The organism is Cupriavidus taiwanensis (genome assembly GCF_900250115.1).
Taxonomy (GTDB): Bacteria; Pseudomonadota; Gammaproteobacteria; order Burkholderiales; family Burkholderiaceae; genus Cupriavidus; species Cupriavidus taiwanensis_B.
Map to the genome: position 1 here is coordinate 2,222,397 of NZ_LT984804.1, position 23,152 is coordinate 2,245,548.

15 protein-coding genes and 2 pseudogenes are annotated in these 23,152 nt (G+C 64.8%); 6 read left to right on the forward strand and 11 right to left on the reverse strand.

Features of this window, described 5'->3' with window-relative positions:
- The first annotated feature begins 139 nt into the window (after window positions 1-139).
- A complete protein-coding gene (locus tag CBM2586_RS26655; protein ID WP_115690829.1) occupies window positions 140-1,156 on the forward strand; it encodes a GlxA family transcriptional regulator in 1,017 nt (338 codons plus the stop codon).
- A 90-nt stretch (window positions 1,157-1,246) separates the two neighbouring features.
- On the opposite strand, the gene fdhA is transcribed toward CBM2586_RS26655, so the two are convergent.
- Entirely contained in the window at window positions 1,247-2,443 is a 1,197-nt protein-coding gene (gene fdhA / locus CBM2586_RS26660; RefSeq protein WP_115666309.1) for a formaldehyde dehydrogenase, glutathione-independent, read from the reverse strand.
- 347 nt (window positions 2,444-2,790) lie between these two features.
- Here fdhA and CBM2586_RS26665 point away from each other — a divergent pair, with 347 nt between their 5' ends.
- Window positions 2,791-4,221, forward strand: coding sequence for an MFS transporter (locus CBM2586_RS26665; RefSeq protein ID WP_115666308.1), 1,431 nt, complete (start codon window positions 2,791-2,793; stop codon window positions 4,219-4,221).
- Between the two features lie 92 nt (window positions 4,222-4,313).
- On the opposite strand, the gene CBM2586_RS26670 is transcribed toward CBM2586_RS26665, so the two are convergent.
- From CBM2586_RS26670 to CBM2586_RS26700, 7 genes are all read right to left on the reverse strand, one after another.
- Entirely contained in the window at window positions 4,314-5,465 is a 1,152-nt protein-coding gene (locus CBM2586_RS26670; protein ID WP_115666307.1) for a porin, read from the reverse strand.
- A 156-nt stretch (window positions 5,466-5,621) separates the two neighbouring features.
- On the reverse strand, window positions 5,622-6,068 hold the full coding sequence (locus CBM2586_RS26675) for a dihydroneopterin aldolase (RefSeq protein ID WP_115666306.1): 447 nt from the start codon (window positions 6,066-6,068) through the stop codon (window positions 5,622-5,624).
- Window positions 6,065-6,718, reverse strand: a complete 654-nt coding sequence (locus tag CBM2586_RS26680; RefSeq protein WP_115690831.1) for a sarcosine oxidase subunit gamma — start codon at window positions 6,716-6,718, stop codon at window positions 6,065-6,067. Before CBM2586_RS26680 ends, CBM2586_RS26675 begins: the two co-directional genes overlap by 4 nt.
- Window positions 6,708-9,719 (reverse strand): sarcosine oxidase subunit alpha family protein, encoded by a 3,012-nt coding sequence (locus CBM2586_RS26685; protein ID WP_115690833.1) that lies wholly within the window; start codon window positions 9,717-9,719, stop codon window positions 6,708-6,710. The genes CBM2586_RS26680 and CBM2586_RS26685 overlap by 11 nt, the downstream gene beginning before the upstream one ends.
- Entirely contained in the window at window positions 9,716-10,012 is a 297-nt protein-coding gene (locus CBM2586_RS26690) for a sarcosine oxidase subunit delta (RefSeq protein WP_115666303.1), read from the reverse strand. The genes CBM2586_RS26685 and CBM2586_RS26690 overlap by 4 nt, the downstream gene beginning before the upstream one ends.
- Window positions 10,013-10,031: 19 nt before the next feature.
- Complete coding sequence (locus tag CBM2586_RS26695) at window positions 10,032-11,276, reverse strand: sarcosine oxidase subunit beta family protein (RefSeq protein ID WP_115690835.1); 1,245 nt, start codon at window positions 11,274-11,276, stop codon at window positions 10,032-10,034.
- Between the two features lie 14 nt (window positions 11,277-11,290).
- Window positions 11,291-12,679, reverse strand: a complete 1,389-nt coding sequence (locus CBM2586_RS26700) for an L-serine ammonia-lyase (RefSeq protein WP_115690837.1) — start codon at window positions 12,677-12,679, stop codon at window positions 11,291-11,293.
- A gap of 340 nt (window positions 12,680-13,019) precedes the next feature.
- Between CBM2586_RS26700 and CBM2586_RS26705 the strand changes: the two genes are divergently transcribed.
- The gene (locus CBM2586_RS26705; RefSeq protein ID WP_115666567.1) at window positions 13,020-14,105 is read left to right on the forward strand and encodes a GlxA family transcriptional regulator; all 1,086 of its coding nucleotides are present in this window, start codon (window positions 13,020-13,022) and stop codon (window positions 14,103-14,105) included.
- 170 nt (window positions 14,106-14,275) lie between these two features.
- Window positions 14,276-15,382 (forward strand): S-(hydroxymethyl)glutathione dehydrogenase/class III alcohol dehydrogenase, encoded by a 1,107-nt coding sequence (locus CBM2586_RS26710; protein WP_115690839.1) that lies wholly within the window; start codon window positions 14,276-14,278, stop codon window positions 15,380-15,382.
- Between the two features lie 82 nt (window positions 15,383-15,464).
- On the opposite strand, the gene CBM2586_RS26715 is transcribed toward CBM2586_RS26710, so the two are convergent.
- Window positions 15,465-16,463 (reverse strand): GlxA family transcriptional regulator, encoded by a 999-nt coding sequence (locus tag CBM2586_RS26715; RefSeq protein ID WP_115690841.1) that lies wholly within the window; start codon window positions 16,461-16,463, stop codon window positions 15,465-15,467.
- Window positions 16,464-16,742: 279 nt separating this feature from the next.
- Here CBM2586_RS26715 and CBM2586_RS26720 point away from each other — a divergent pair.
- Window positions 16,743-20,238: pseudogene (locus CBM2586_RS26720) on the forward strand (AAA family ATPase).
- Between the two features lie 46 nt (window positions 20,239-20,284).
- Here CBM2586_RS26720 and CBM2586_RS26725 read toward each other — a convergent pair.
- Window positions 20,285-20,806 (reverse strand): flavin reductase family protein, encoded by a 522-nt coding sequence (locus tag CBM2586_RS26725; protein WP_115690843.1) that lies wholly within the window; start codon window positions 20,804-20,806, stop codon window positions 20,285-20,287.
- An 11-nt stretch (window positions 20,807-20,817) separates the two neighbouring features.
- A complete protein-coding gene (locus CBM2586_RS26730; protein ID WP_172587126.1) occupies window positions 20,818-21,609 on the reverse strand; it encodes an L-serine ammonia-lyase, iron-sulfur-dependent, subunit beta in 792 nt (263 codons plus the stop codon).
- Between the two features lie 259 nt (window positions 21,610-21,868).
- Here CBM2586_RS26730 and CBM2586_RS26735 point away from each other — a divergent pair.
- Window positions 21,869-23,088 (forward strand): annotated as a pseudogene (locus tag CBM2586_RS26735) (ISL3-like element ISRta1 family transposase).
- Window positions 23,089-23,152: the final 64 nt, after the last annotated feature.

Below are 23,152 nucleotides of genomic sequence, written 5' to 3' on the forward strand. Positions count from 1 at the left end.
TACTAAAGAGCTAGGGTTTCGCCGTATGGCATGCTTGTTGCGGCTGACTTAACAATAAGTAAAAAGCATCCAGGCCTTCGCCCTTCCCCGCTTCCCGCGAGGACTGGAAATGCACCTTAAAAATCTGAAGGACGCCCCCATGTCGACCGACCGCACCGCGTCGTTATCCCACTTCGCGTTCATGCCGCTGCCCAACTTCACCATGATCGCGTTCACCAATGCGATCGAAGTGCTGCGCATGGCGAATTACCTGAGCGGCCAGGAGCTGTACCGCTGGAGCATCATCAGCCCGGAAGGCGGGCTGGTGACGGCGAGCAATGGCCTGGCGCTCGACACCGAGCGGGCAGACAGTATCGCGCGTCCTGACATCGTGTTCGTTTGCGGCGGCATCGACGTGCAGCGTTCGACGACCGCGGAGCACCTGTCCACGCTGCGCCGCGCGGCGCGCGAGGGCACCATGCTGGGGAGCCTCTGCACCGGCACGTACGCACTGGCGAGATCCGGCCTGCTGGCCGGCTATGCCTGCGCGATCCACTGGGAAAACATGTCAGCGCTCAAGGAGGAGTTTCCCGATACGCGCTTCCTGAAGGAACTGTTCGTGATCGACCGCGACCGGGTCACGTGCACGGGGGGCGTCGCGCCGCTGGACATGATGCTGAACCTGATCGCCCGGCGCGTCGGTACCGCGCGCGTCACGCAGATCGCCGAGCAATTCATTGTCGAGCACGTGCGCGACACGAGCGCGCAGCAGAAAATCCCGTTGGTCGCGCGACTGGGTTCGGCGAAGAAGTCCCTGTTCGAGGTAGTCTCGCTGATGGAGAACAACATCGAGGAGCCACTGTCGCGCGAAGAGCTGGCACGGCTGGCCAACCTGTCGCAGCGGCAGTTGCAGCGCCTGTTCCGCGACCATCTCGGCATGACGCCGACGCACTACTACCTGACGCTGCGCCTGCGCCGTGCCCGCGAGCTGCTGCTGCAGACGGATATGTCGATCATGCACATCACGATGGCATGTGGGTTCCAGTCCGCGTGCCATTTCAGCAAGAGCTACCGCGACGAGTTCGGTGTCGCGCCTACGCGCGAACGCAGGGCGCAGAGCGCGCCGCTGGCGAAGTCGTCTGGGCATGCGTCCCCTTCAGTAATGCTTCATGCGTGAGCGCCTGATGGCGCGGCAGTGCACCACATTGCCCCAAGGGCAAAACGGGCGGCCGGAAAGCGGCCGCCCGTCTGGCTTCTGCGCCGGTGATCAGGCCGCCAGCAGCCCGTGCGGATCAATGACGAATTTGCGTGGCGCGCCGCCATCGAACTGCTTGTAACCTTCCGGCGCCTGTTCAAGCGGGATGACCGTCACATTGACGATCTCCGCAATCGGCAAGCGATTGTGCAGGATCGCCTGCATCAGGTTGCGGTTGTACTTCAGGACCGGCGTCTGCCCCGTATGGAACGAGTGCGACTTCGCCCAGCCGAGCCCGAAGCGGATGCTCAGGCTGCCGCGCTGGGCCGCGGCGTCCTTGGCGCCCGGATCATCGGTCACGTACAGGCCCGGAATCCCGATCGCACCGGCGGGCCGCGTGATTTCCATCAGCGAGTTGAGCACCGTGGCAGGCGCTTCCTCCACATAGCCCGACGAGCCGTGGCCATGCGCCTCGAAGCCGACGCAGTCCACCGCGCAGTCGATCTCGGGCGTGCCGAGAATCCCGGCGATCTGCTCGCCGAGCGTGGCGTCCTTCGACAGATCGACGACTTCAAAGCCCATCGCCTTCGCGTGCGCGAGACGCGCCGGGTTCATGTCGCCGACAATCGTGCAGGCCGCGCCGAGCAGGCGCGCCGAAGCGGCGGCGGCCATGCCGACCGGACCCGCGCCGGCGATATAGACGGTCGAGCCGGGCTTCACGCCCGCGGTCACGGCACCGTGATAGCCCGTCGGCAGAATGTCCGACAGGCAGGTGAGATCGCGGATCTTCGCCATCGCCTGGTCGCGGTTGGGGAATCTCAGCAGGTTGAAGTCGGCATACGGCACCATCACGTACTCGGACTGCCCGCCGATCCAGCCGCCCATGTCGACATACCCATACGCACCACCCGCACGCGACGGGTTGACGCTAAGGCAGACGCCGGTATGTTGCTCCTTGCACATCGCGCAGCGGCCGCAAGCGACGTTGAACGGCACCGACACCAGATCGCCAAGCTTCAGCGTCTCGACGTCGCGGCCGATTTCGATGACCTCGCCGGTGATCTCGTGACCGAGCACGAGGCCGGTCGGTGCGGTCGTGCGGCCGCGCACCATGTGCTGGTCCGACCCGCAGATGTTCGTGCTCACGACCTTGAGGATCACGCCGTGGCCAATGGCCCGGCCGCTGGGATCGACCATTTTCGGATAGTCGATCTTCTGAACCTCGACCTGGCCTGGTCCAAGATATACGACACCTCGGTTGCTGCTCATCGCATTGTCTCCATGTCTGGTTGAATCGTGCCGCGGCCACGCCGATCGGCGCGGCATGCGCGGCAGCGTCTTCGAGCGTATGCCGGGATACCGGTGCGGAATGTCCAAAACCCGACAGGCGCTTGCACGGTGCCGACATCGGGGAGCGCCGGCGCCGCCTCGGCATCGCGAACGCAGCGCATGTCCACCGGCGGATCTGAGCGGACCGCCCCACGCTGGCCCGCCGATGGCGGATTTGCACAGACCGGCGGCGGTTATGCTCCAGAGCATGTGGCGATAACCGCGTCTACTGAAGTTGGGGCCTGCAAGCAACCTGCTAAGAGGCCCCGATTTCTTTCAAGGACGCCATGCCAACGCCCACCACCTCACCCACGCGCTCGAACGCCGCCGCCCGGCTCGAACGCCTGCCCTTTTCCGGCTACCACAAGCTGATTTTCATCGTCGTCGCGATCGCATTTTTCTTCGACTCGGTCGATCTCGCCACCATGACCTTCATACTGGGCTCGATCAAGCAGGAGTTCGGGCTGTCCACCGCAATGACCGGCGTCGTCGCCAGCGCAAGCTTCTTCGGGATGGTGGTGGGCGCGGCGCTCGCCGGCCTGCTCGCGGACCGATTCGGACGCCGGCCCGTGTTCCAGTGGAGCATGGTGCTGTGGGGCGTGGCGTCGTACCTGTGCTCGACCGCGCAAAGCGTCGACGCGCTGATCGTCTGGCGCGTACTGCTCGGGGTCGGCATGGGCATGGAGTTTCCGGTCGCGCAGACGCTGTTGTCCGAATTCGTCCCCACCGCGAACCGCGGCCGCCTGATCGCACTGATGGACGGCTTCTGGCCGCTCGGCTTTATCACCGCCGGGATTGTCTCTTACTTCGTGCTGCCGCAGTTCGGCTGGCGCGCCGTGTTCGCGCTGCTCGCGATCCCGGCCGTATTCGTGCTGATCGTGCGCCGCATCGTGCCGGAGTCGCCGCGCTGGCTCGAGCATGCGGGCCGGCACGCCGAGGCCGACGCGGTGATGTGTGGCATCGAGGCCAGGGTGATGCGTTCAGCCGGTGTCGCGATGCTGCCGCGACCGTCGCTGCAGCCAATGGCCGAGCCAGTGCGCGGGCGCGGCGCGCTGCGCGAGATCTGGAGCGGCGCCTACCGCCGCCGCACCACGATGGTCTGGCTGCTGTGGTTCTTCGCGCTGCTCGGCTTCTACGGACTGACCTCCTGGCTTGGCGCGCTACTGCAGCAGGCCGGCTTTGCGGTCACGCAATCGGTGTACTACACGGTACTGATCTCGCTCGGCGGCGTGCCGGGCTTCCTGTGCGCGGCGTGGCTCGTCGAGCGCTGGGGGCGCAAGCCCACCTGCATCGCGTCGCTGCTCGGCGGCGGCATGATGGCGTACCTGTATGGCCAGAGTGCGCTCTACGGCGGCAGTGTCGCGCTGCTCGTTGGCACCGGCCTGGCGATGCAGTTCTTCCTGTTCGGCATGTGGGCGGTGCTGTACACCTACACGCCGGAACAGTATGGCACCGGCTCGCGTGCGACGGGGTCGGGTTTCGCCTCGGCAGTCGGGCGAATCGGCTCGCTGATCGGGCCCTATGTGGTTGGCGTGGTGCTGCCGGTCTTCGGACAGGGTGGCGTGTTCACGCTCGGCGCGCTGTCGTTCGCCGTGGCGGCACTGGCGGTGTGGGTGCTGGGTATCGAGACCCGCGGCGTCGCCCTGGAAGCGCTGGCGTCCGAGGAGGCAACAGGCGAAACCCAGCTTTATCCCGCTGTGGCGGACAGGTCTTCCTGACGCGCCGGCGCGGATAAAAACGGGATGGCCTGTCCGGGCCGTCCGCCACGAGTCGCTGCCGCGACTCGTGGCGCCCTCAGGACAAGATCCGTTCAGAACTTGTGGCGAATCGCGGCGCGAACCTGGAACTGGCTCGACGTCGATGAAGCGTTCGCCGCCCCCGGCAAGTCAGCCATGTCCAATGCGGTGCCGGTCTTGCCGCCGGCGACACGCTGGTAGGCACCCTGGATATAGACGTCCGTGCGCTTCGAGAAGCTGTAGTCCGCCATCAGGCCGAAGGAATGGACTTTCGGCTTGGCGTCGCCCGACGACGCGTTGAAGTTTTCCAGGGTGAGCGTATAAGCCCCTCCCGCATAGAAGGCGGGGGTGAACTGATACTTGAAGTTCACTTCCAGGTTCTGGAACCGGAGCGAGTTCAAGGTACCGCTGGCCGGCAGGATGGAGCCGGAGATGTACGACGTGGACAGCGGTTCGGTCAGGTTCGAGTTGGTGTAAGCGAAGCCGGCCGTTGCCGCGCCAAACGTGTAGTTGATGCCGGCACCGAAGATGCGCAAACGCCTGGCAAGGAAGTTCTGGTCGCCGCCGTTATTGATGGCACCTTCCGCTGTGGCCGACGGGTTGTCCGCCTGGAGATAGGCCGCAGCCAGCAACAAGCCGCCGTTCGCGTACTGCATCCCCGCGCCGAACTGGCGGTTGTTGGCAAAGTTGGTGTCGTTGCTGAAGCTGTAGGTGCCGCCGAACTGGAACCCGCCCAGCGAGGGACTGGTGTACTTGACCGTGTTGTTGACGCGGAACGAGTAGATCAGGTTGTCGTTATCGTAGGGGTGGCCGAACATGGTCCCCCCCCAACTGCCGGCAACGGTCGTCGGCGCGAGATAGTCGATCACCGAATCATACTGGCGCCCGAGCGTGACGCTCCCCCATTGATGGTCGGAAAGCCCGACGTAGGCTTGCCGACCGAACATCAGCCCGCCCTGTGCCGCTCTGCCGTTGCTCGCATTGAAGCCGTTCTCGAGCTGGAACAACGCCTTGAGGCCGCCGCCCAGGTCCTCCGTCCCCTTCAGGCCCCAGCGGCTGCCTTGCGCAAAGCCGCTTGCCAGCTCGGTCAGGCGGTTTCCTCCGACGTTGTTCGTGTAGTTGATGCCTTCGTCGACCACGCCGTACAGCGTGACGCCGCTTTGGCCAAAGGCGGACGCGGAAAACATCAGCGCCAGGACAGGCCCGGCAGTCGCTCCCTTTTTCATTGGATTCTCTCCTCGTATGATCGTGACTCGCGCCGCTGCCGCGCCGATCGGCGCGGCATGCGCGGCAGCGTCTACGAGATTAGTGCGGGAGACCGGGCAGCCTATGTCCAATACCGACACGCGTTTGGACCATGCCGACACGGCCCGGGGCAACGCTCAGCCCGCCTTCCCGCTGCGCCTCATGTAATCGGCGCGTGTCCACTCGAGCGCCACGCCTACGCGTTGCGTGCCGGGGCGGATCTTTGGCTTGTGCACGGCGAGCGCCAGCGTGTCGAGCGCAGGCCATTCGCGGAACGACAGCTCCGCGATCTCCGCCACCAGCGTCTCGAGCAGGCGCGTATGCGGCTTGTTCGCGAGGAACGCGGCGAGGCGCGCGCAATAGCCGTCGTAGTCGATCCACTCGTCTTCCTCGCGCGGCTCGCAGCCATAGCCAAGACGCGCGTCGATGACGATGGGCTGCGGTGCGTCGTGCTCGTGCGGATGGATGCCGATGCGCACCGGCACCGCCAACGCGTCGATGAACACGCTCCAGCCCCTGCACGGCAGGAGCGGCGCATCGAGTGCAGCGAGCGGCCCGCTGAACGCGCTGTCGACGAGCTTCATGATGTCAGCGGCTTCGCCGCGTCGAGCATGATGCGGCAGAAGTAATCGGCAAAGCTGCGGCGCACCACGATCTCGAAGCGGGCGGCGCCGGTCGGCACGAGCACGATCGAGGCCTTGAAGTAGTGGCTCTGCACGCATTGCCCCGGCTTGAGCACACGCGGGTGCAGGTCGAGCGGGCAGCCACGCGCCAGCACATCGCGTGCGCGCTCGCCGCTGATCTCGACAACCGTGTAGCCGCTGCCGACGTCGACCGCCGCCGCATATGCACCGACGACTGCCTGGGCGAGCTTCGGCTCGAGCACGCCCGCCGGCGCCGGCTCGTTCGACCGCACCAGCCACTCGTCTGGGCCGAGCCACAGTACGTCATACGCGGCACTCCGCGCGACTGTGTTCGGTGCGGCCGGCGGAATGCACCCGACCACGCACTCGAACGCGTCGACGAACAGCGGATCGGACAGATCGCCTCGCACGTTGACGAGATCAAGAAAGGGCCGCTCGCGCATCGCGAATTGCTTCGACGCGCGCGCCTGCTGCGCGTTCAGCAGAGCGGCCGCGCCGATGAACGGCGACTCGAGCCGCACGCCGCGCTTGCGCGCGTCAGACGCCGGCATGTCCGCGACCGGCGTAGCATTACCCGCTTCATTCCACATTCTGGCGCACTCCTTCGGTATCGTAGAAAACGGGGCTGGAGATCTTCGCCATCACGCGCCGGCCGTCGGCCAGCGGGATCGCAACACTCTCGCCCATCTTGCCCAGGCCGCCCTTCACGACGGCGAGCGCGATCGAGCGCTTCAGGATCGGACTGTAGTAGCTCGACGTCACATGGCCGATCATCGGCGTTGGCTCTGACGTCGACACGCGCGTGCCCGGCGCGAGGATCTGCGCGCCCTCGGGCAGCACGAACTCCGCGTCGTCGGTCAGCAGGCCGACGAACTGCTTGCGGCCTTCCTTCGCGGTATCCGAACGCGTGAGCGAACGCTTGCCGAGGAAATCCTTCGACTTCGCGACGACGCCGCCCATGCCGAGGTCATACGGCGTGACCGAGCCGTCGGTATCCTGGCCGACGATGATGTAGCCCTTCTCCGCGCGCAGCACGTGCATCGTTTCCGTGCCGTACGGCGTGATGTCGAACTCGGCGCCAGCGGCCATCAGCGCTTCCCACACGGCGCGCCCGGCGTTCGCGGGCACGTTCACTTCGTATGCCAGTTCGCCCGAGAAGCTGATCCGCATTACCCGCGCCTTCGCGCCGGCGACGGTGCCATTCCGATAGCTCATGAACGGGAACGCATCGTTCGCGAAGTCGATGTCATCGCAGACCTTGCGCAGCACCTTGCGGCTGTTCGGACCGACCAGCGCGAACGTCGCCCAGTGATCGGTCACCGATGAAAGCCGGACCTTCATATGCGGCCATTCGGTCTGCAGCCAGCGCTCCAGCCAGGTCAGCACGCGCGCGGCGCCGCCCGTGGTCGTCGTCATCATGAAATGCTGCTCGCCGAGCCGTACCGTGACGCCGTCGTCGAACACCATGCCGTTCTCATCGAGCATCAGGCCATAACGGCACTTGCCGACCTCGAGCTTGTTCCACGGGTTGGTGTACATCCAGTTCAGCAGCGTGACCGCGTCCGGGCCCTGGATGTCGATCTTGCCGAGCGTTGATGCATCGAGGATGCCGACGCTGTTGCGCACCGCGAGGCACTCGCGCTTCACCGCCGCATGCAGGGTCTCCCCCCTCTTCGGGAAGTACCAGGGACGCTTCCAGTTGCCGACGTCCTCGAACAGCGCGCCATGCTCGACATGCCATTCGTGAATGCAGGTCTTGCGGATGGGGTCAAGGAAGTCGCCGACTTCCCGCCCGGCGAACGTGCCGAACGTGACCGGCGTGTAGTTCGGGCGGAACGTGGTCGTGCCGGTCTCGGGAATCGACTTGCCGAGCGCCTGGGCCAGGATCGCCATGCCATTGATGTTGCCGAGCTTGCCCTGGTCGGTACCGAAGCCCATCGCGGTGTAGCGCTTCACATGTTCGACCGACTCGAAGCCCTCGCGCGCGGCAAGCAGGATGTCCGACGCGGCGACGTCGTTCTGGAAGTCGACGAACTGCTTCGGCCCGCGTGCGGCGGCCGCGCGGCTGCCGACCAGCCAGAGCGGCAGCAGCGCGCCCTCGGCGACGGACGTGACCTTCGGCACGGCCGGGGCCTTTTCGGGACGGAACCCGGCGGCCTTGGCCGCGTCGATGCCGGCTTCCAGCGCGAGCGGCAGCGCCAGCGCCAGGTTGAACTCGCCCGCCGCCGCACCCACGCTCGCCTCCGCCTGCAGCGACTTGCCCGGCACGAAGCAGGTCTTTTCATCGCTCCACTGCGCCTTGCCGCCCGACTGTGCGAACAGGTGAAGCACCGGGCTCAGGCCGCCCGACATGGCGACGAGATCGCAAGGGATCTTCGACACCTTGCTACCCGTCTGTCCGTTCGCATAGGAAGTCACATTGACCGACGTGACGTGCCGCTTGCCGGACGCGGCCATCACGACCGCGCCATGCATGACGGTCACGCCCTGCCGCTTTGCGAGGGCGGGCAGCGCTCCGCCGGTCGAGGCGCGCGGGTCGACGACCGTCACCTTCGCGCCGCTCGCCTTCAGGTCGAGCGCCGCCTGGTAGCCGCGATCGTTGTTGGTGAACACGACCGCATCGCGCCCCGGCAGCACGCCGTAACGATGAATGTAGGCCGACACCGCCGACGCCATCATCACGCCCGGGAGGTCATTGTTGCCGAAGACGATCGGGCGCTCGTGCGCGCCGGTCGCGAGGATCACCCGTTTTGCGCGGATCTTCCACAGCAGCTCGCGCGTGCCACGACGCTTCGATACGGGCAGGTGGTCAGTGAGCCGCTGCGTGACGGTGACAAGATTGTGGTCCTGGTAGCCGAACGCGTTGCTGCGCGACAGTATTGTCACGTCCGGCAGCTTGCGCAGCTTGCCCTCGATCTCGCCGACCCATTGCAGCGCGGGCTTGCCGTTGATCTCGGTCCGGCCGGACAGCAGGCTGCCGCCGAGTTCACGCTGGTCGTCGACGAGGATCACGCGCGCACCGCCCACTGCCGCCGCATGCGCGGCGGTGAGGCCCGCGGGCCCGCCGCCAACCACGAGTACGTCGCAGTGCGCGTAGCACTTGTCATAGCGATCGGCGTCCAGTTCTGTCGGCGCCTTGCCGAGGCCGGCCGCTTCGCGGATCTTCTCTTCATACGTAGGCCACATCTTGCGCGGCCACATGAATGTCTTGTAGTAGAAGCCCGCGGGCATGAAGCGCGCGAATTTCTGGTTGACCGCCATCCGGTCGCGCTCAAGATCCGGCTCCGCGTTGACGCTGGTCGCGACGAGGCCCTGGTACAGCTCGATTTCCGTCGCGCGCGCATTCGGCACCGTGTAGGCGCCGCGTTCCAGTTGCACCACGGCATTCGGCTCCGCGACGTCGGCGGTCACGATGCCGCGGGGACGGTGGTACTTGAAGCTGCGCGCAACGAAGCGCACGCCGTTTGCGAGCAGCGCCGATGCGAGCGTGTCGCCCTGATAGCCCTGGTAGGTGCGTCCGTTGAACGTGAAGGTCAGTGGCTCGCCGCGCTGGATGCGGCCGCCCGTGCCGAGACGGTCTTTCTGGCTCATTTCTTGCCCCCTCCTTGCGGTGCATTGGCGCCGGGCTGGACGAAGGTCTCGTAGCCCTTGATGTCATAAGAGACCGTATCGCGCTCGACCTTGAACCACCGGCGGCAGCCCTGGGCGTGGATCCATTGCTCGCGATGCGTGCCGCGGGTATTGGTGCGCATGAACAGGTAGTCTCCCCATTCGCGGTCGGACAGCTTGTCGGTTTCGAGCGGGCGCGCGATGTCAGCCTCGCCGCCACATGAGAATTCGGATTCGGCGCGCGGCCCGCACCACGGACATTCGATCAGCAGCATTTCTTTCTCCTCGTGGCGTTCAGTGCGCGACGGCGGCAGCGCCGTGCTCGTCGATCAGGTGGCCGGTATAGAAGCGATCCAGCGCGAACGGCGCGTTCAGCGCATGCGGCTCGTCGCGCGCGATCGTGTGCGCGAATACCCAGCCCGAGCCCGGCGTCGCCTTGAAGCCGCCCGTGCCCCAGCCGCAGTTGAAATAGAGCCCCTTCACGTCGGTCTTGCTGATGATCGGGCAGGCATCCGGCGACACGTCGACGATGCCGCCCCACTGGCGGTTCATCCGCACACGCGAGAACACCGGGAACATTTCGACGATGGCTTGCAAGGTCCCCTCGATGATGTGGAAGCTGCCACGCTGGCCGAAGCCGGTGTACTGGTCGATGCCCGCGCCGATCACCAGGTCTCCCTTGTCGGACTGGCTGATGTACGCGTGCACCGCATTCGACATGATCACCGAGTTGACAACCGGCTTGATCGGCTCCGACACCAGGGCCTGCAAGGGATGGCTCTCGATCGGCAGACGCACGCCAGCCATGTCGGCGAGCGTTGTCGTATTGCCGGCCGCGACCACGGCGACCTTCTTCGCCTTGATGAAACCCTTCACCGTCTCGACGCCGACGACCGCGCCGCGGTCGCGACGGATACCCGTCACCTGGCAATTCTGGATAATGTCGACGCCCGCGCGGTCGGCGCCCCGCGCGAAGCCCCACGCGACCGCGTCGTGCCGGGCCACGCCGGCACGGCGCTGGATCGACGCGCCAAGCACGGGATAGCGGCTGTTCAGGTTGATCGTCGGCTCGATCTCCTTGATCTGCTGCGGCGTCAGGAACTCCGCGTCGACGCCGTTCAGGCGGTTGGCGTTCACCCTGCGCTCGGTATCGCGCACGTCCTGCAGCGTGTGTGCCAGGTTCATCACGCCGCGCTGGCTGAACATCACGTTGTAGTTCAGGTCCTGCGACAAGCCCTCCCACAGCTTCATCGCCTTTTCGTAGAGCGCCGCGGACTCGTCCCACAGATAGTTCGAGCGAACGATCGTCGTGTTGCGCGCCGTGTTGCCACCGCCGATCCAGCCCTTCTCGAGCACCGCCACGTTCGTGATCCCGTGTTCCTTGGCGAGGTAGTATGCGGTCGCGAGACCGTGTCCGCCACCGCCGACGATCACCACGTCATACTCGCGCTTGGGCTCCGGGCTCTTCCATTGCCTTTCCCAGTTTTCGTGATAGGACAGGCCGTTGCGGAACAGACTGAATATCGAATAGCGGCTCATTTCATGGACCCTCGTTAGCATTCAATGACGTTCACGGCCAGGCCGCCGCGCGACGTCTCCTTGTACTTCGTCTTCATGTCGGCGCCGGTCTCGCGCATGGTCTTGATCACCGAGTCGAGCGACACGTAGTGCTGGCCGTCGCCCTTCAACGCCATGCGGGATGCGTTGAGCGCCTTGATCGCGCCCATCGCATTGCGCTCGATACACGGAATCTGCACCAGCCCGCCGACCGGGTCGCAAGTCATTCCAAGGTTGTGCTCCATGCCGATTTCGGCGGCATTCTCGACCTGATCCGGCGTACCGCCCATCACGGCGGCCAGCGCGGCCGCGGCCATCGAGCACGCGACGCCCACCTCTCCCTGGCAACCGACCTCGGCACCCGAGATGGATGCCGTCTCCTTGTAGATCATCCCGATCGCTGCTGCCGTCAGCAGGAACTCGACGATGCCGTCGTCATTCGAACCTGGCACGAACTTCACGTAGTAGTGGAGCACCGCCGGGATCACGCCAGCCGCGCCGTTCGTGGGCGCGGTGACGACGCGGCCGCCCGCCGCGTTCTCCTCGTTGACGGCCATCGCATACAGGTTGACCCAGTCAAGCATCGACAGCGGATCACGCAGCGACTCCTCGGATCGTGTGCGCAGGCGGTGGTTGAGCTCGGCCGCGCGGCGCTTCACGCGCATCGGGCCGGGCAGCTCGCCCTCGACCTTGCAGCCACGCTCGACGCAGGCAGCCATCGTTTGCCAGATCGCCAGCAGCCCGGCGCGCACGTCTTCGGCCGGGCGCAGCGCGCATTCATTGCGAAAGATCAGCTCCGCAATCGACAGCCTGCTATCGCTGCACGCCTGCATCAGGTCGGCACCAGTGCGGAACGGATACGGCACCTCGGCCGCCGCGCGCACGCCGTTGACGCGATCGCCGTCGCGATTGACCACGAAGCCGCCGCCGATCGAGTAGTACTCCTTTTCGACGAGCAGCTGTCCCTGCTCGTCGAACGCCTGGAAACGCATGCCATTCGGGTGCACGACGTTGCCCGTGCCGCTCATCAGGCGGCGAAAGAAGCCGATGTGCTCCTTTTCGTCGAACGCAACCTCATGCTTGCCGAGCAGCAACAGCCGTTTATCCTTGCGGATCTGCGCGAGGCGGGGCTCAATCACGTCCGGATCGACCCGATCGGGCAGGCTGCCCTCGAGGCCGAGCAGCACCGCCTTGTCCGTGCCATGGCCCTTGCCGGTCGCACCGAGCGAACCGTACAATTCGGCCCGCACACGGCGCACGAAGCCGAGCAGATTCGCATCCTCAAGGTGCGAGACGAATCGGCATGCGGCGATCATCGGGCCGACCGTATGCGAACTTGATGGACCGATGCCGATCTTGAACAGGTCGAAAACGCTGACATTCATCTGGCTGCCTCTTTGCTCTTGCCTGGTAGGTGTCGTTGGACGTCAGTACATCAAAGCGTGGAATTTGCCGATAGAACAAAAGCGGCATCGACGTGGGACGACGCCGCCAGGCGCGGGGCCGAACCGGCCGGAAATTCGCTTTGGCGATGATTTGCGTCGGAAAAGTGCAAGTCCGCGGCAGGCGGATCGGCGACGCTGGCGGTGACGGAGCCGCGTCGAGCGGACAGGCGGTGAGCGCTGCATGGATGCCGTACGCATCACCGGCGCCCGCCACCCGAGCCCCACCGCCCCGCCGCCAGATCCGCCCGCTTTGCCCGAGCCTGTCAAGATGGATGCCGCCATGACACCCGACGTTCCCATTTCCCCGGTCGCCGAGCCGACGCCACGGCGCGTGCGCTTCGGCATCGTGCTGCTGCCGAACTTCACGCTGACCGCGTTCTCGGGTTTCGTCGACATGCTGCGGCTGTCGGCCGACGATGGCGACTACAGCAAGCCGGTGCGGTGCGTCTGGAGCGTGATCGGGAACACACTCGCGCCAGTGCGCGCGAGTTGCGGGATCCAGGTCGCGCCATGGGAAACGTTCGACGAGGCAGAGCCGTTCGACTATGTGGTCGTGGTCGGCGGGCTACTGCACTCGGGGCCGCAGGCCGGACCTGAGACGCTGGACTTCATCCGCCGCGCAGCGGCCGGCGGCGCCACGATCGTCGGCATCTGCACCGGCGTATTCGCATTGATGCGCGCGGGTGTGCTGCAGGGGCACCGCGCCTGCGTCAGCTGGTTCCATTACTGGGATTTTATGGAGCGATTCCCGTCGGTGGATCCGAACCTGCTGATTGCCGACCGGCTGTTCGTGATCGACCGCCGACGCATCACCTGCTCAGGCGGGCGCGCGTCGATCGATGTCGCAGCCGCCATTCTGCTGCGCCACTTCGATCACGCCACCGTACAAAAGGCGTTGCGAATCCTGCTGGTCGGCGAGATGCAGAAGGGTAATGCACCACAGCCGCATCCACCCGGCCTCGAGCCCGCGACGCACCCGAAGGTCAAGCGCGCGATCCTGCTGATGGAGCAGCACGTCGGCCGGGCGCTCCCGCTTGAGGCGCTTGCCTGCAAGCTCGACCTGTCGCCGCGACAGCTCGAGCGCCTGTTCAAGGCGGAGACGGGCAAGAGCCCACAGGCATTCGCCAAGCATGTGCGGCTAAGGACCGCTGCGTGGTTGCTGACCAGCTCGGACCGCACGGTCGCCGACATCGCCCTGAGCTGCGGCTTTGCCGATGCATCGCACCTCGGCCGTGAATTTCGCAAACAGTTTGGCGTGCCGCCTGCAACCTACCGCGACAAGGGCCTGGATTCCGCCGAGTCGATGCTGCCCGACGGCGATGCCGGCGAGGTCCCGGCGCTCACTGAAAGCGAAAGCGAGTGTTGAATGTCAGGGATGATGCAACGGCGTTCTCGGGATTCCGGTACGCCTGATCGCGATAGCGGGCGTCGGCCAACTTACGTCTGTCTTCGGACAAATGCACGCCCACTGGATCATCACGATCGCCGGTCCCCCTATAGTTTGGCGCCAAGAGCTTATTTCGATAGAAGAGATCAATGAAAACACGCGCAGCAGTTGCCTGGGGTGCGGGAAAGCCGCTGACCATCGAAGGCGTGGACCTGGAAGGCCCGCGCGCCGGCGAAGTGCTGGTGGAAATCAAGGCCACCGGCATCTGCCATACCGACTACTACACGCTGTCCGGCGCCGATCCGGAAGGCATCTTTCCGGCGATCCTGGGCCACGAGGGCGCGGGCATCGTCACCGATGTCGGCCCCGGCGTGACTTCGCTCAAGCCCGGCGACCACGTGATCCCCCTCTACACGCCGGAATGCCGCCAGTGCAAGTTCTGCCTGTCGCGCAAGACCAACCTGTGCCAGGCCATCCGCGCCACGCAAGGCAAGGGCCTGATGCCGGACGGCACCTCGCGCTTCTCGATCGACGGCAAGCCGATCTTCCACTACATGGGCACCTCGACCTTTGCCAACCACATCGTGGTGCCGGAGATCGCGCTGGCGAAGATCCGCCCGGATGCGCCGTTCGACAAGGTCTGCTACATCGGCTGCGGCGTGACCACCGGCGTGGGCGCGGTGCTGTTCACCGCCAAGGTGGAAGCCGGCGCCAACGTGGTGGTGTTCGGCCTGGGCGGCATCGGCCTGAACGTGATCCAGGCGGCGAAGATGGTGGGCGCCGACAAGATCATCGGCGTGGACCTGAACCCGGGGCGCGAAGCCATGGCGCGCAAGTTCGGCATGACGCATTTCATCAACCCGAAGGACGTGGAGAACGTGGTCGACCACATCATCCAGCTGACCGACGGCGGCGCGGATTACTCGTTCGAATGCATCGGCAATACGCAGGTCATGCGCCAGGCGCTGGAGTGCTGCCACAAGGGCTGGGGCAAGTCGATCATCATCGGCGTGGCCGAGGCCGGCGCGGAAATCTCCACGCGTCCGCTCCAGCTGGTGACCGGGCGGGAATGGAAGGGCTCGGCCTTCGGCGGCGCGCGCGGGCGCACCGACGTGCCCAGGATCGTCGACTGGTACATGGAAGGCAAGCTCAACATCGACGACCTGATCACCCACACGCTGCCGCTGGAGCGCATCAACGAGGGCTTCGACCTGATGAAGCGCGGCGAGTCGATCCGCTCGGTGGTGCTGTACTGAGACGCGCCGCTCCCAGCGCGCATCCTTGTCGGGCAGGGACCGGATGACCAGTTCCTGCCGACCCGGCCGCGTTCGTCCCGGTTCAAGCTACGCCGGCAACATCCTCGACACCAGTGCTCGCGAAGCGCTCACGATAAGCGCCTGGGGTCACGTTCAGTCGCCGCTGGAACGCCTGCCTCAGCCTCGCCTCTGAGCCGAAGCCGCTCTCCATGGCGATCCATTTCAGCGGCTGCTTACCGTCTTCAAGGAGCCGTCGGGCCGAGTCCAACCGGGTCTGCTCCACATATGCCGAAGGCGTGTGCCCGGTTTCTTTCAGGAACACCCTGGAGAAATTTCGCTCACTCATCGCAAAGCGCGCCGCGAGGACCCTTACCGAGAGATCCGCCTTCGGTGAGCGATGAATATAGTCTTGTATATCGCGAACCTGCGGATGAACCGTCATCTGGCTGAGCAGATGTCCGCTGAACTGCGACTGCCCTCCCGGCCGCTTCAGGTAGACCACGAGATCTCTCGCCACCGACAACGCGATATCGCGACCCAGATCCTCCTCCACCATGGCCAGGACCAGATCGAAGACGGCGGTCACGCCGGCAGATGTCCAGACGTGCGCATCACGAATGAATATGGCGTCGGCATCCACGAGTATTTCGGGATACCGCTGGCGCATGAGTTCAGCCACACTCCAGTGCGTGGCAGCACGCCGGCCCCTGAGCAGGCCGGCCTCAGCAAGAAAAAAGCTTCCTGAGCAAAGTCCCACCATGGTTTTTATCCTGGGGGCACACTCGCGGCACCAGTCCACGATATCGCCACTCACCGCCAGGACATTCAGAATGTCCCGGGCCCCGACAATCACCACCACGTCTGCGGGCACCAGCTCATTGAGCGCCTTGGTGGCATCAAGCGAAACCAGCGTGTCGGACCGGATGACTCCGGCACACGGCCCAACAATACGAAGCTGGTATTTCGGCGCACAGCCAAGCTGCTGCAAGCGGGTGTTGGCATAGTCGAAGACATTGATGGCGCCAACCGCTTCTATGGCCTTGAATCCGGGATAGATGACGATGTCTACAGTAGCTCTCATTCCGCACCACGTCGAGGCATGGCGCTGTCGGGGCTCGACCGCGCACGTCGAACGCCGCATTGTATCCAACCCTCCTGCCAGTCCCAAGCCACGCGTTGCATTACGCACCCGCCCCGACACATGGGTGGTGGGAGAACACGGGGCATCACTTCGATCCGGCGTGTGCCGGGCCAACCAGGGGCCACGCGCAAGCGCGCCGCTTCCCGTTCGACGGGCCCTGCCCGTCTTGATAAGATCTGATGGTTGACTTCGCTGGCCCCATCAAGGGGGACAAGCTCCATGCGCTGCCCAAGGTGCGGGTTCGAGAATCCGGCAGGCGCCAAATTCTGTGAGGCATGCGGCGCCAGGCAGGTGCGCGTCTGCCCGGCCTGCGGGCAAGAGGCCGCGGCCAGCGCCAAGTTTTGCAGCGAATGCGGCGCGCCGCTGGGCGCCCCCGTAAGCGCCCCGTAAGCGCCCCCGTAAGCGCCCCCGTAAGCGCCCCCGTCAGCGCCCCTCTGCCTCAAGCGCGGCCGTCCGTGTCATGGCAGCTGCTTCCAGCCCCCCCATCGACTACACCCCACCCTATCTGGCCGAGCGTATCTTGGCGGCCCAGGCAGAGATGGAAGCCCGACACCCGACGGATGGCGAGCGCAAGCTGGTCACCGCGCTGTTCGCGGACATGGCCGGCTCGACCGCGCTGATCCATGATCTCGCTCCCGAGGACGCACGCAGCCTGATCGATCCCGTGCTGGCCCTGATGATGGAGGCCGTGCACCACTACGAAGGCTATGTCGCCAAGTCGATGGGCGATGGCATCCTGGCGCTGTTCGGCGCGCCGATCGCGAACGAAGACCATCCCCAGCGGGCCTTGCTGGCAGCGCTGCGCATGCAGGAGGCCATGCGCCATTACGCCGACGGCGTGCGTCTCGCCCAGGGCATCGCGCTGCAGATCCGCGTCGGCATCAACTCCGGCGAAGTGGTGGTGCGCACGATTCGCATCAAGGATTTGCACACCGACTACGATCCGGTGGGTAACTCGATCCATATTGCTTCGCGCATGGAAAGCATCGCCGTGCCCGGCACGATTGTGGCAAGCGAACACACCCGCAACCTGACCGAAGGCTATTTCGCGTTCAAGTCCCTCGGTGCAACGCCGATCAAGGGCGTGCAGGAGCCGCTCGAGGTCTTTGAAGTCCTCGGACCCGGCCCGCTGCGCACCCGGCTGCAGGTATCGGCCAGCCGCGGGCTGGCGCGTTTTGTCGGCCGCGCCCGCGAGCTGGAACAATTGCGCGAAGCGCGTGCACGGGCACGGGCCGGACATGGGCAGATTGTCGGCGTGGTCGGCGAGCCAGGGGTTGGCAAGTCGCGGCTTTGCCACGAGTTCAAGCTGCTTGCGCCGCGCGATTGCCTGGTGCTCGAAACCTTCTCGGTTTCGCATGGCAAGGCCTACCCCTATCTGCCACTGATCGAGCTGCTGCGGAACTACTGCCAGATCACCGCGCAAGACGATGAGCGCCGGCGGCGCGAGAAGCTCACTGGCAAGCTACTGACACTTGACCGCGCGCTGGAACACAGCCTGCCCTATCTTTGCCACCTGCTGGGAGTCGTCGAACCAGGCTCGGCGCTGGCACAGATGGACAACCAGATCCGCCAGCAGCGGACCTTCGAGGCAATCAAGCGGCTGCTCGTGCGCGAAAGCCTGACCCAGCCACTGGAGCTGATCATCGAAGACCTGCAGTGGCTCGACAGCGAAACCGAGGCCTTCCTCGGCTTTCTCGGCGAGGGCGTGCCCAGCGCACGCATTCTGCTGCTGGTCAATTTCCGGCCGGAATACCGGCACGACTGGAGCCGCAAGAGCTATTACACCCAACTGCGCCTGGATCCGCTTGGCGAAGCCGAAGCCCGGGACCTGGTGCATGCGCTGCTGGGCGATGCCACCGGACTGGCCCGGCTCGAGCAACTGATCCTGGAGCAGACCGAAGGCAACCCCTTCTTTATCGAGGAGGTGGTGCAGGATCTCGTCGAGGGACAGGTGCTGCGCGGCGAGCGCGGGCAATACCGTCTCGAGCAGATCCCGGGCAAGCTGCACATCCCTGCCACTGTGCAGGGAGTGCTCGCCGCCCGTATCGACCGCCTGCAGCCAGCCGAGAAAGCGCTGCTGCAGACCTTGGCCGTGATTGGCAAGACATTTCCGTGGAGCCTGCTTGCAAGCGTCGTCGCGCAGCCCGAGGACAAGACGAAGAGACTGCTGGCCCGGCTGCAGGCCGGGGAATTCATCTACGAGCAGCCAGCCTTCCCGGAGGTGGAGTACAGCTTCAAGCATGCGCTGACCCAGGAGGTAACCTACGGCTCCTTGCTGAGCGATCGGCGCCGTGCCTTGCATGAGCGCACCGCCCAGGCAATCGAGACGCTGTTCGGCGCCCAGCTCGAGGAGCACTGCAGCGAGCTGGCGTACCACTTCAGCCGCAGCGGCAATACGGCAAAGGCGGTGGAGTACCTGCACCGCGCCGGACGCCAGGCCGTGCAACGCTCGGCCGACGCCGAGGCCGTCGCCCACCTCACCATGGCACTCGGCCTGCTCGCCACGCTCCCTGACTGCCCCGAGCGCGCACAGCAGGAACTCGCGCTTCAGATCACCCTCGGCCCGGCCTGGATGGCCAAGGGAGGCTTCGCCGCCCCGGAAGTCGGAGCGACCTACGCGCGCGCGCTGGCACTATGTCAGCAGCTCGAAGACACGACCCAGCTGTTTACTGCCCTGATGGGACTGCGCACGTTCTACACAGTCCGTGCGGAACTCCGGACCGCTCGCGAACTGGCGGGGCAGCTGCTTGACCTGGCCGAGCGGGCGCAGGATCCTGCGTTGCTGGTCCAGGCACGTCGGGCGTTGGGCGCCAATCTGTTCTATCTTGGCGAACTGGTGCCGGCTCGTGTGCGACTGGAGCAGGCCATGGCACTCTATGACCCCCGGCAGCACCGCTCGCATGCCTACGTCTATGGCCTGGAACCGGGTGTGCAAGGGCTGGCCCTGATTGCCATGGACCTGTGGATGCTTGGCTACCCGGCCCAAGCCTGCACGCGTAGCCAGGAGGCGCTTACCCTGGCCCGGAGCCCGTCCCATCCCTCGGACACAGCCGATGCGCTGATAGCCGCTGCGCAGGTCCGTCTGTCCTGTGGCGAAGTGCAGCTGGCCCACGAGCTCGCGCAGGCACTGGTCGCCCTCGCCACCGATTATGGCTTGCCATACGGCCTGGCTTGCGGAACCATCCTGTCGGGCTGCGCCGTGGCGGCAAGCGGGCAAGTCGCAGATGGAATCGGGCTCATTCAAAAAGGCCTGCGCGCTTACCGCGAAACCGGGGCCGAGCTCCTGCGAACCCATTTCCTGGCGCTCCTGGCCGAAACCTGTGCCAGAGCCGGACAAGTTGAAGCAGGGCTTGCGGCGGTGGCCGAGGCGCTGGCTGCCGTGGAGCGAACCGAAGAGCGGGTGCACGAAGCAGAGTTGCATCGGCTCAAGGGAGAACTGGCGCTGCTGGAAGCGGGCCGACCGGGCGAAGCGAACGAAGTCGCCAACGAAGCGGAAGGCTGCTTCCGGCGGGCGATCGCGATTGCCAGCAGTCAGGAAGCCCGATCACCGAAGCTGCGCGCGGTTGTGGCGCTGAGCCGCCTGTGGCAGCAGCAGGGCCGGCATGCCGAGGCCCGCTGCTTGCTGTCCGAGACCTACGGCTGGTTCAGCGAAGGCTTCGACACAGTGGACTTGCGAGAGGCGCGCGCGTTGCTCATCAAACTCGAGGAACCGTGAACCATCGCCGGACGAAGCAAACTCCACATGGAGTGGACCACCATCCCTAGCTTGCCAAAGCGAGAACCGCGCCCCGCTCATCCTGCTGATGAGGGCGCGCTACCAGGTAGCGGCCATCCCCGAAGACGAGCGGCCTCTGTTCGGACCGTTCCAGGCGGACAACCCGACCGATATAAATCACATGGTCGCCTTCAGGATGGGCGGAAACCTTTATGCACTCCAGGTTTGCCGCGCACGCACTGATAATGGGAACGCCGCCCATACCGGATCGAAATGCGAGATGGCGGAATTTATCGTCGCCAGCTGTCGAAAACTGTCTGGAGATTTGAATTTGATGCTCCGAGAGGATATTTACCGCAAACCGCTCCGCGTCCCGAAAAACGGGATGGCTCCTGGATGAGAGCGATTGACTCCACAGGATCAATGGCGGATTTAGCGAGACCGAGCTGAACGAGTTGACGGTGAGCCCGCAGGCCCTGCCAGTGGCGTCCAAAGTGGTCAGCACAGCCACCCCTGTGGGGAACGCACCCAACGCCTTGCGCAGAGCCAGACTATCAATATGTTCCATGGCTTTTCCCTTCAGGCTGCGCTGAAAGCCCCACCGCGACCAGGTCGCCGGCCGTGCTCCCCGGCCAGATAGGAGCTTATGCCAGGGTGGCGATTCAGTCCGGTGTCAATTGCGTTCTCGATTTGTTCGTTGCTACCGCCCAGGACCGCAGCAAGACCCGCGGCAGCCATCGCGCAGGCCACCTCGACTTCAGCCTGGCTGCCGGCCTCGCTCCCAAATATCGAGGCGTTTTCCCTACCAATAATGCCGATGGCCGCAGCGGTTAACAGGAAATCCACCACACCATCCTCATTGGCTCCGGCTACGAACTTGCGGTAGTACTGCAGGACCGCAGCAATTATGCCGCCGGCGCCATTTGGCGGAGCCGCCGCGATTCGCCCGCCCCTGGCCTTTTCTCGGTTCAGCGCCATCGCGTGCAGGATGGCCGAGTCCAAACGCTTTGATAGTTGCCGATCGCGCTCGGCAGTTGGGCGCCGCACCTGTATCGGCCCCGGAAAACTACCGCCGCTTGGGCAGCCCCGCGCTATACAAGCTTCCATGGCAGCGGCAATTTCCAGAATCCCGGCGCGAATATCATAGGTGCTGCGCCAGCATTTCTCATTCTCCAGCATCAGGTCGGCAATGGTGCGACCTGACGCCTTGCACATCCGCAGGAGCTCCCCGGCGCTGCGAAAGGAGTAGGGCATCGGGTGCTCGTCGACCCTCGGCACATTCAAGTGGCGAGCCCCGATCATGAGGCCCACGGCAGGCGAACCAAAGGGGTCGATTTCAACCTTGAAGATATCGAATATGCTGACGGACATACTGCCCTCGACCATGTCTGCGCTACCAGTTCCGCTCGCTCCGAACGGAGCGCCGTCCGCCCTTGGGCGTGTCACTAGTACATCAGGTATTGCAGGCCGAGAGATAGAACCGGTGCGTCGTCACATTAGGACATTCGCGCCAAGGCGGGATTCGTCTAGCGACAGGCGCGCCTTTTTTTTGGTTCTTCGCAGAAAACCGTGGCCCGAAAGAGCACATTTTGTATGCTGATGTCTGTTTCTTCAGGTATCAGGGGGATGTGTGCTGGATCGCAAGACGCTGCAAGCACTGGGTTGCTGGAAGGGCTACCGGCTGGAGCGCGTGGAATGGCCGGAGGGAGAGAGCCGTACGCTGTCGTTGTACTTGAAGCCGGTCAGCAAGGTCATGCATTGCGAGGAGTGTGGCGCGCGCTGCCATCAGGTGCATGAGACAGTGGTCAGGCGAGTCCGGGACCTTCCGCTGTTCGAGTATCGGGTCGTACTGCACGTGCCGCGCCGGCGCGTTTGGTGCGACCGTTGCGGCGGTCCGAGGCTGGAGCGGCTGGAATGGCTTGGGCGCTACCAACGCGTGACGGCCCGCTTGGCCCAGGCTTGCGGCCACTTGTTGCGCCACTGTACGGTGCAGGCGGTGGCGGCCTTCTACGATCTGGGCTGGCACACAGTTAAATCGATCGATAAGGCTCGCTTGCGTGAGGCAGTGGCCGAGCCGGACTGGTCCAATATCCGCTACCTGGCCATGGATGAGTTCGCGCTACACAAGGGGCATCGATATGCCACGGTGGTAGTCGACCCCATTGGGCGGCAGGTGCTCTGGATCGGACAGGGGCGCTCACGCGAGACCGCCCGAGCCTTCTTTGAGCAGCTCCCGCCGGCGTTGCGCAGCGCATCGAGGCCGTCGCCATCGACATGACGACCGCGTATGAGTTGGAGATCCGGGCGCATTGCCCGCAAGCAGAGGTGGTCTTCGACCTGTTCCACGTGGTAGCTAAGTACGGGCGTGAGGTCATCGACCGAGTACGGGTGGATCAGGCCAATCAGCTGCGGCACGATCGGCCGGCCAGACGGGTGCTCAAGTCCACACGCTGGCTACTGCTGCGGAATCGGGAGAACTTGAGCGTCCCCCAGGCGGTTCATCTGGATGAGGTCCTGGAGGCGAACCGGCCATTGCTGACAGTCTATCTGTTGCGCGACGAGCTAAAGCGGCTATGGTTCTACCGCCGCCCGGCGTGGGCGCAAAAAGCTTGGGAGCAATGGTGCGAGCAGGCTCGGCAGAGCCGAATACCTGCCCTGGAGTTGTTTGCGAAGCGCCTGCAAGGCTACTGGCATGGCATCTTGGCCCGCTGCCGCCACCCATTGAACACCAGCGTGGTCGAAGGCATCAACAACACCATCAAGGTCATCAAGCGCCGCGCGTACGGCTATCGCGACGAGGAATACTTCTTCCTCAAAATCCGCGCAGCCTTCCCCGGAATTCCTCGATGAACCTTTTTTTTCGCGCTCCCGCCTCACACGCCTTGATGTAAAAGCAAAAGCCTGAAAGGTTCAA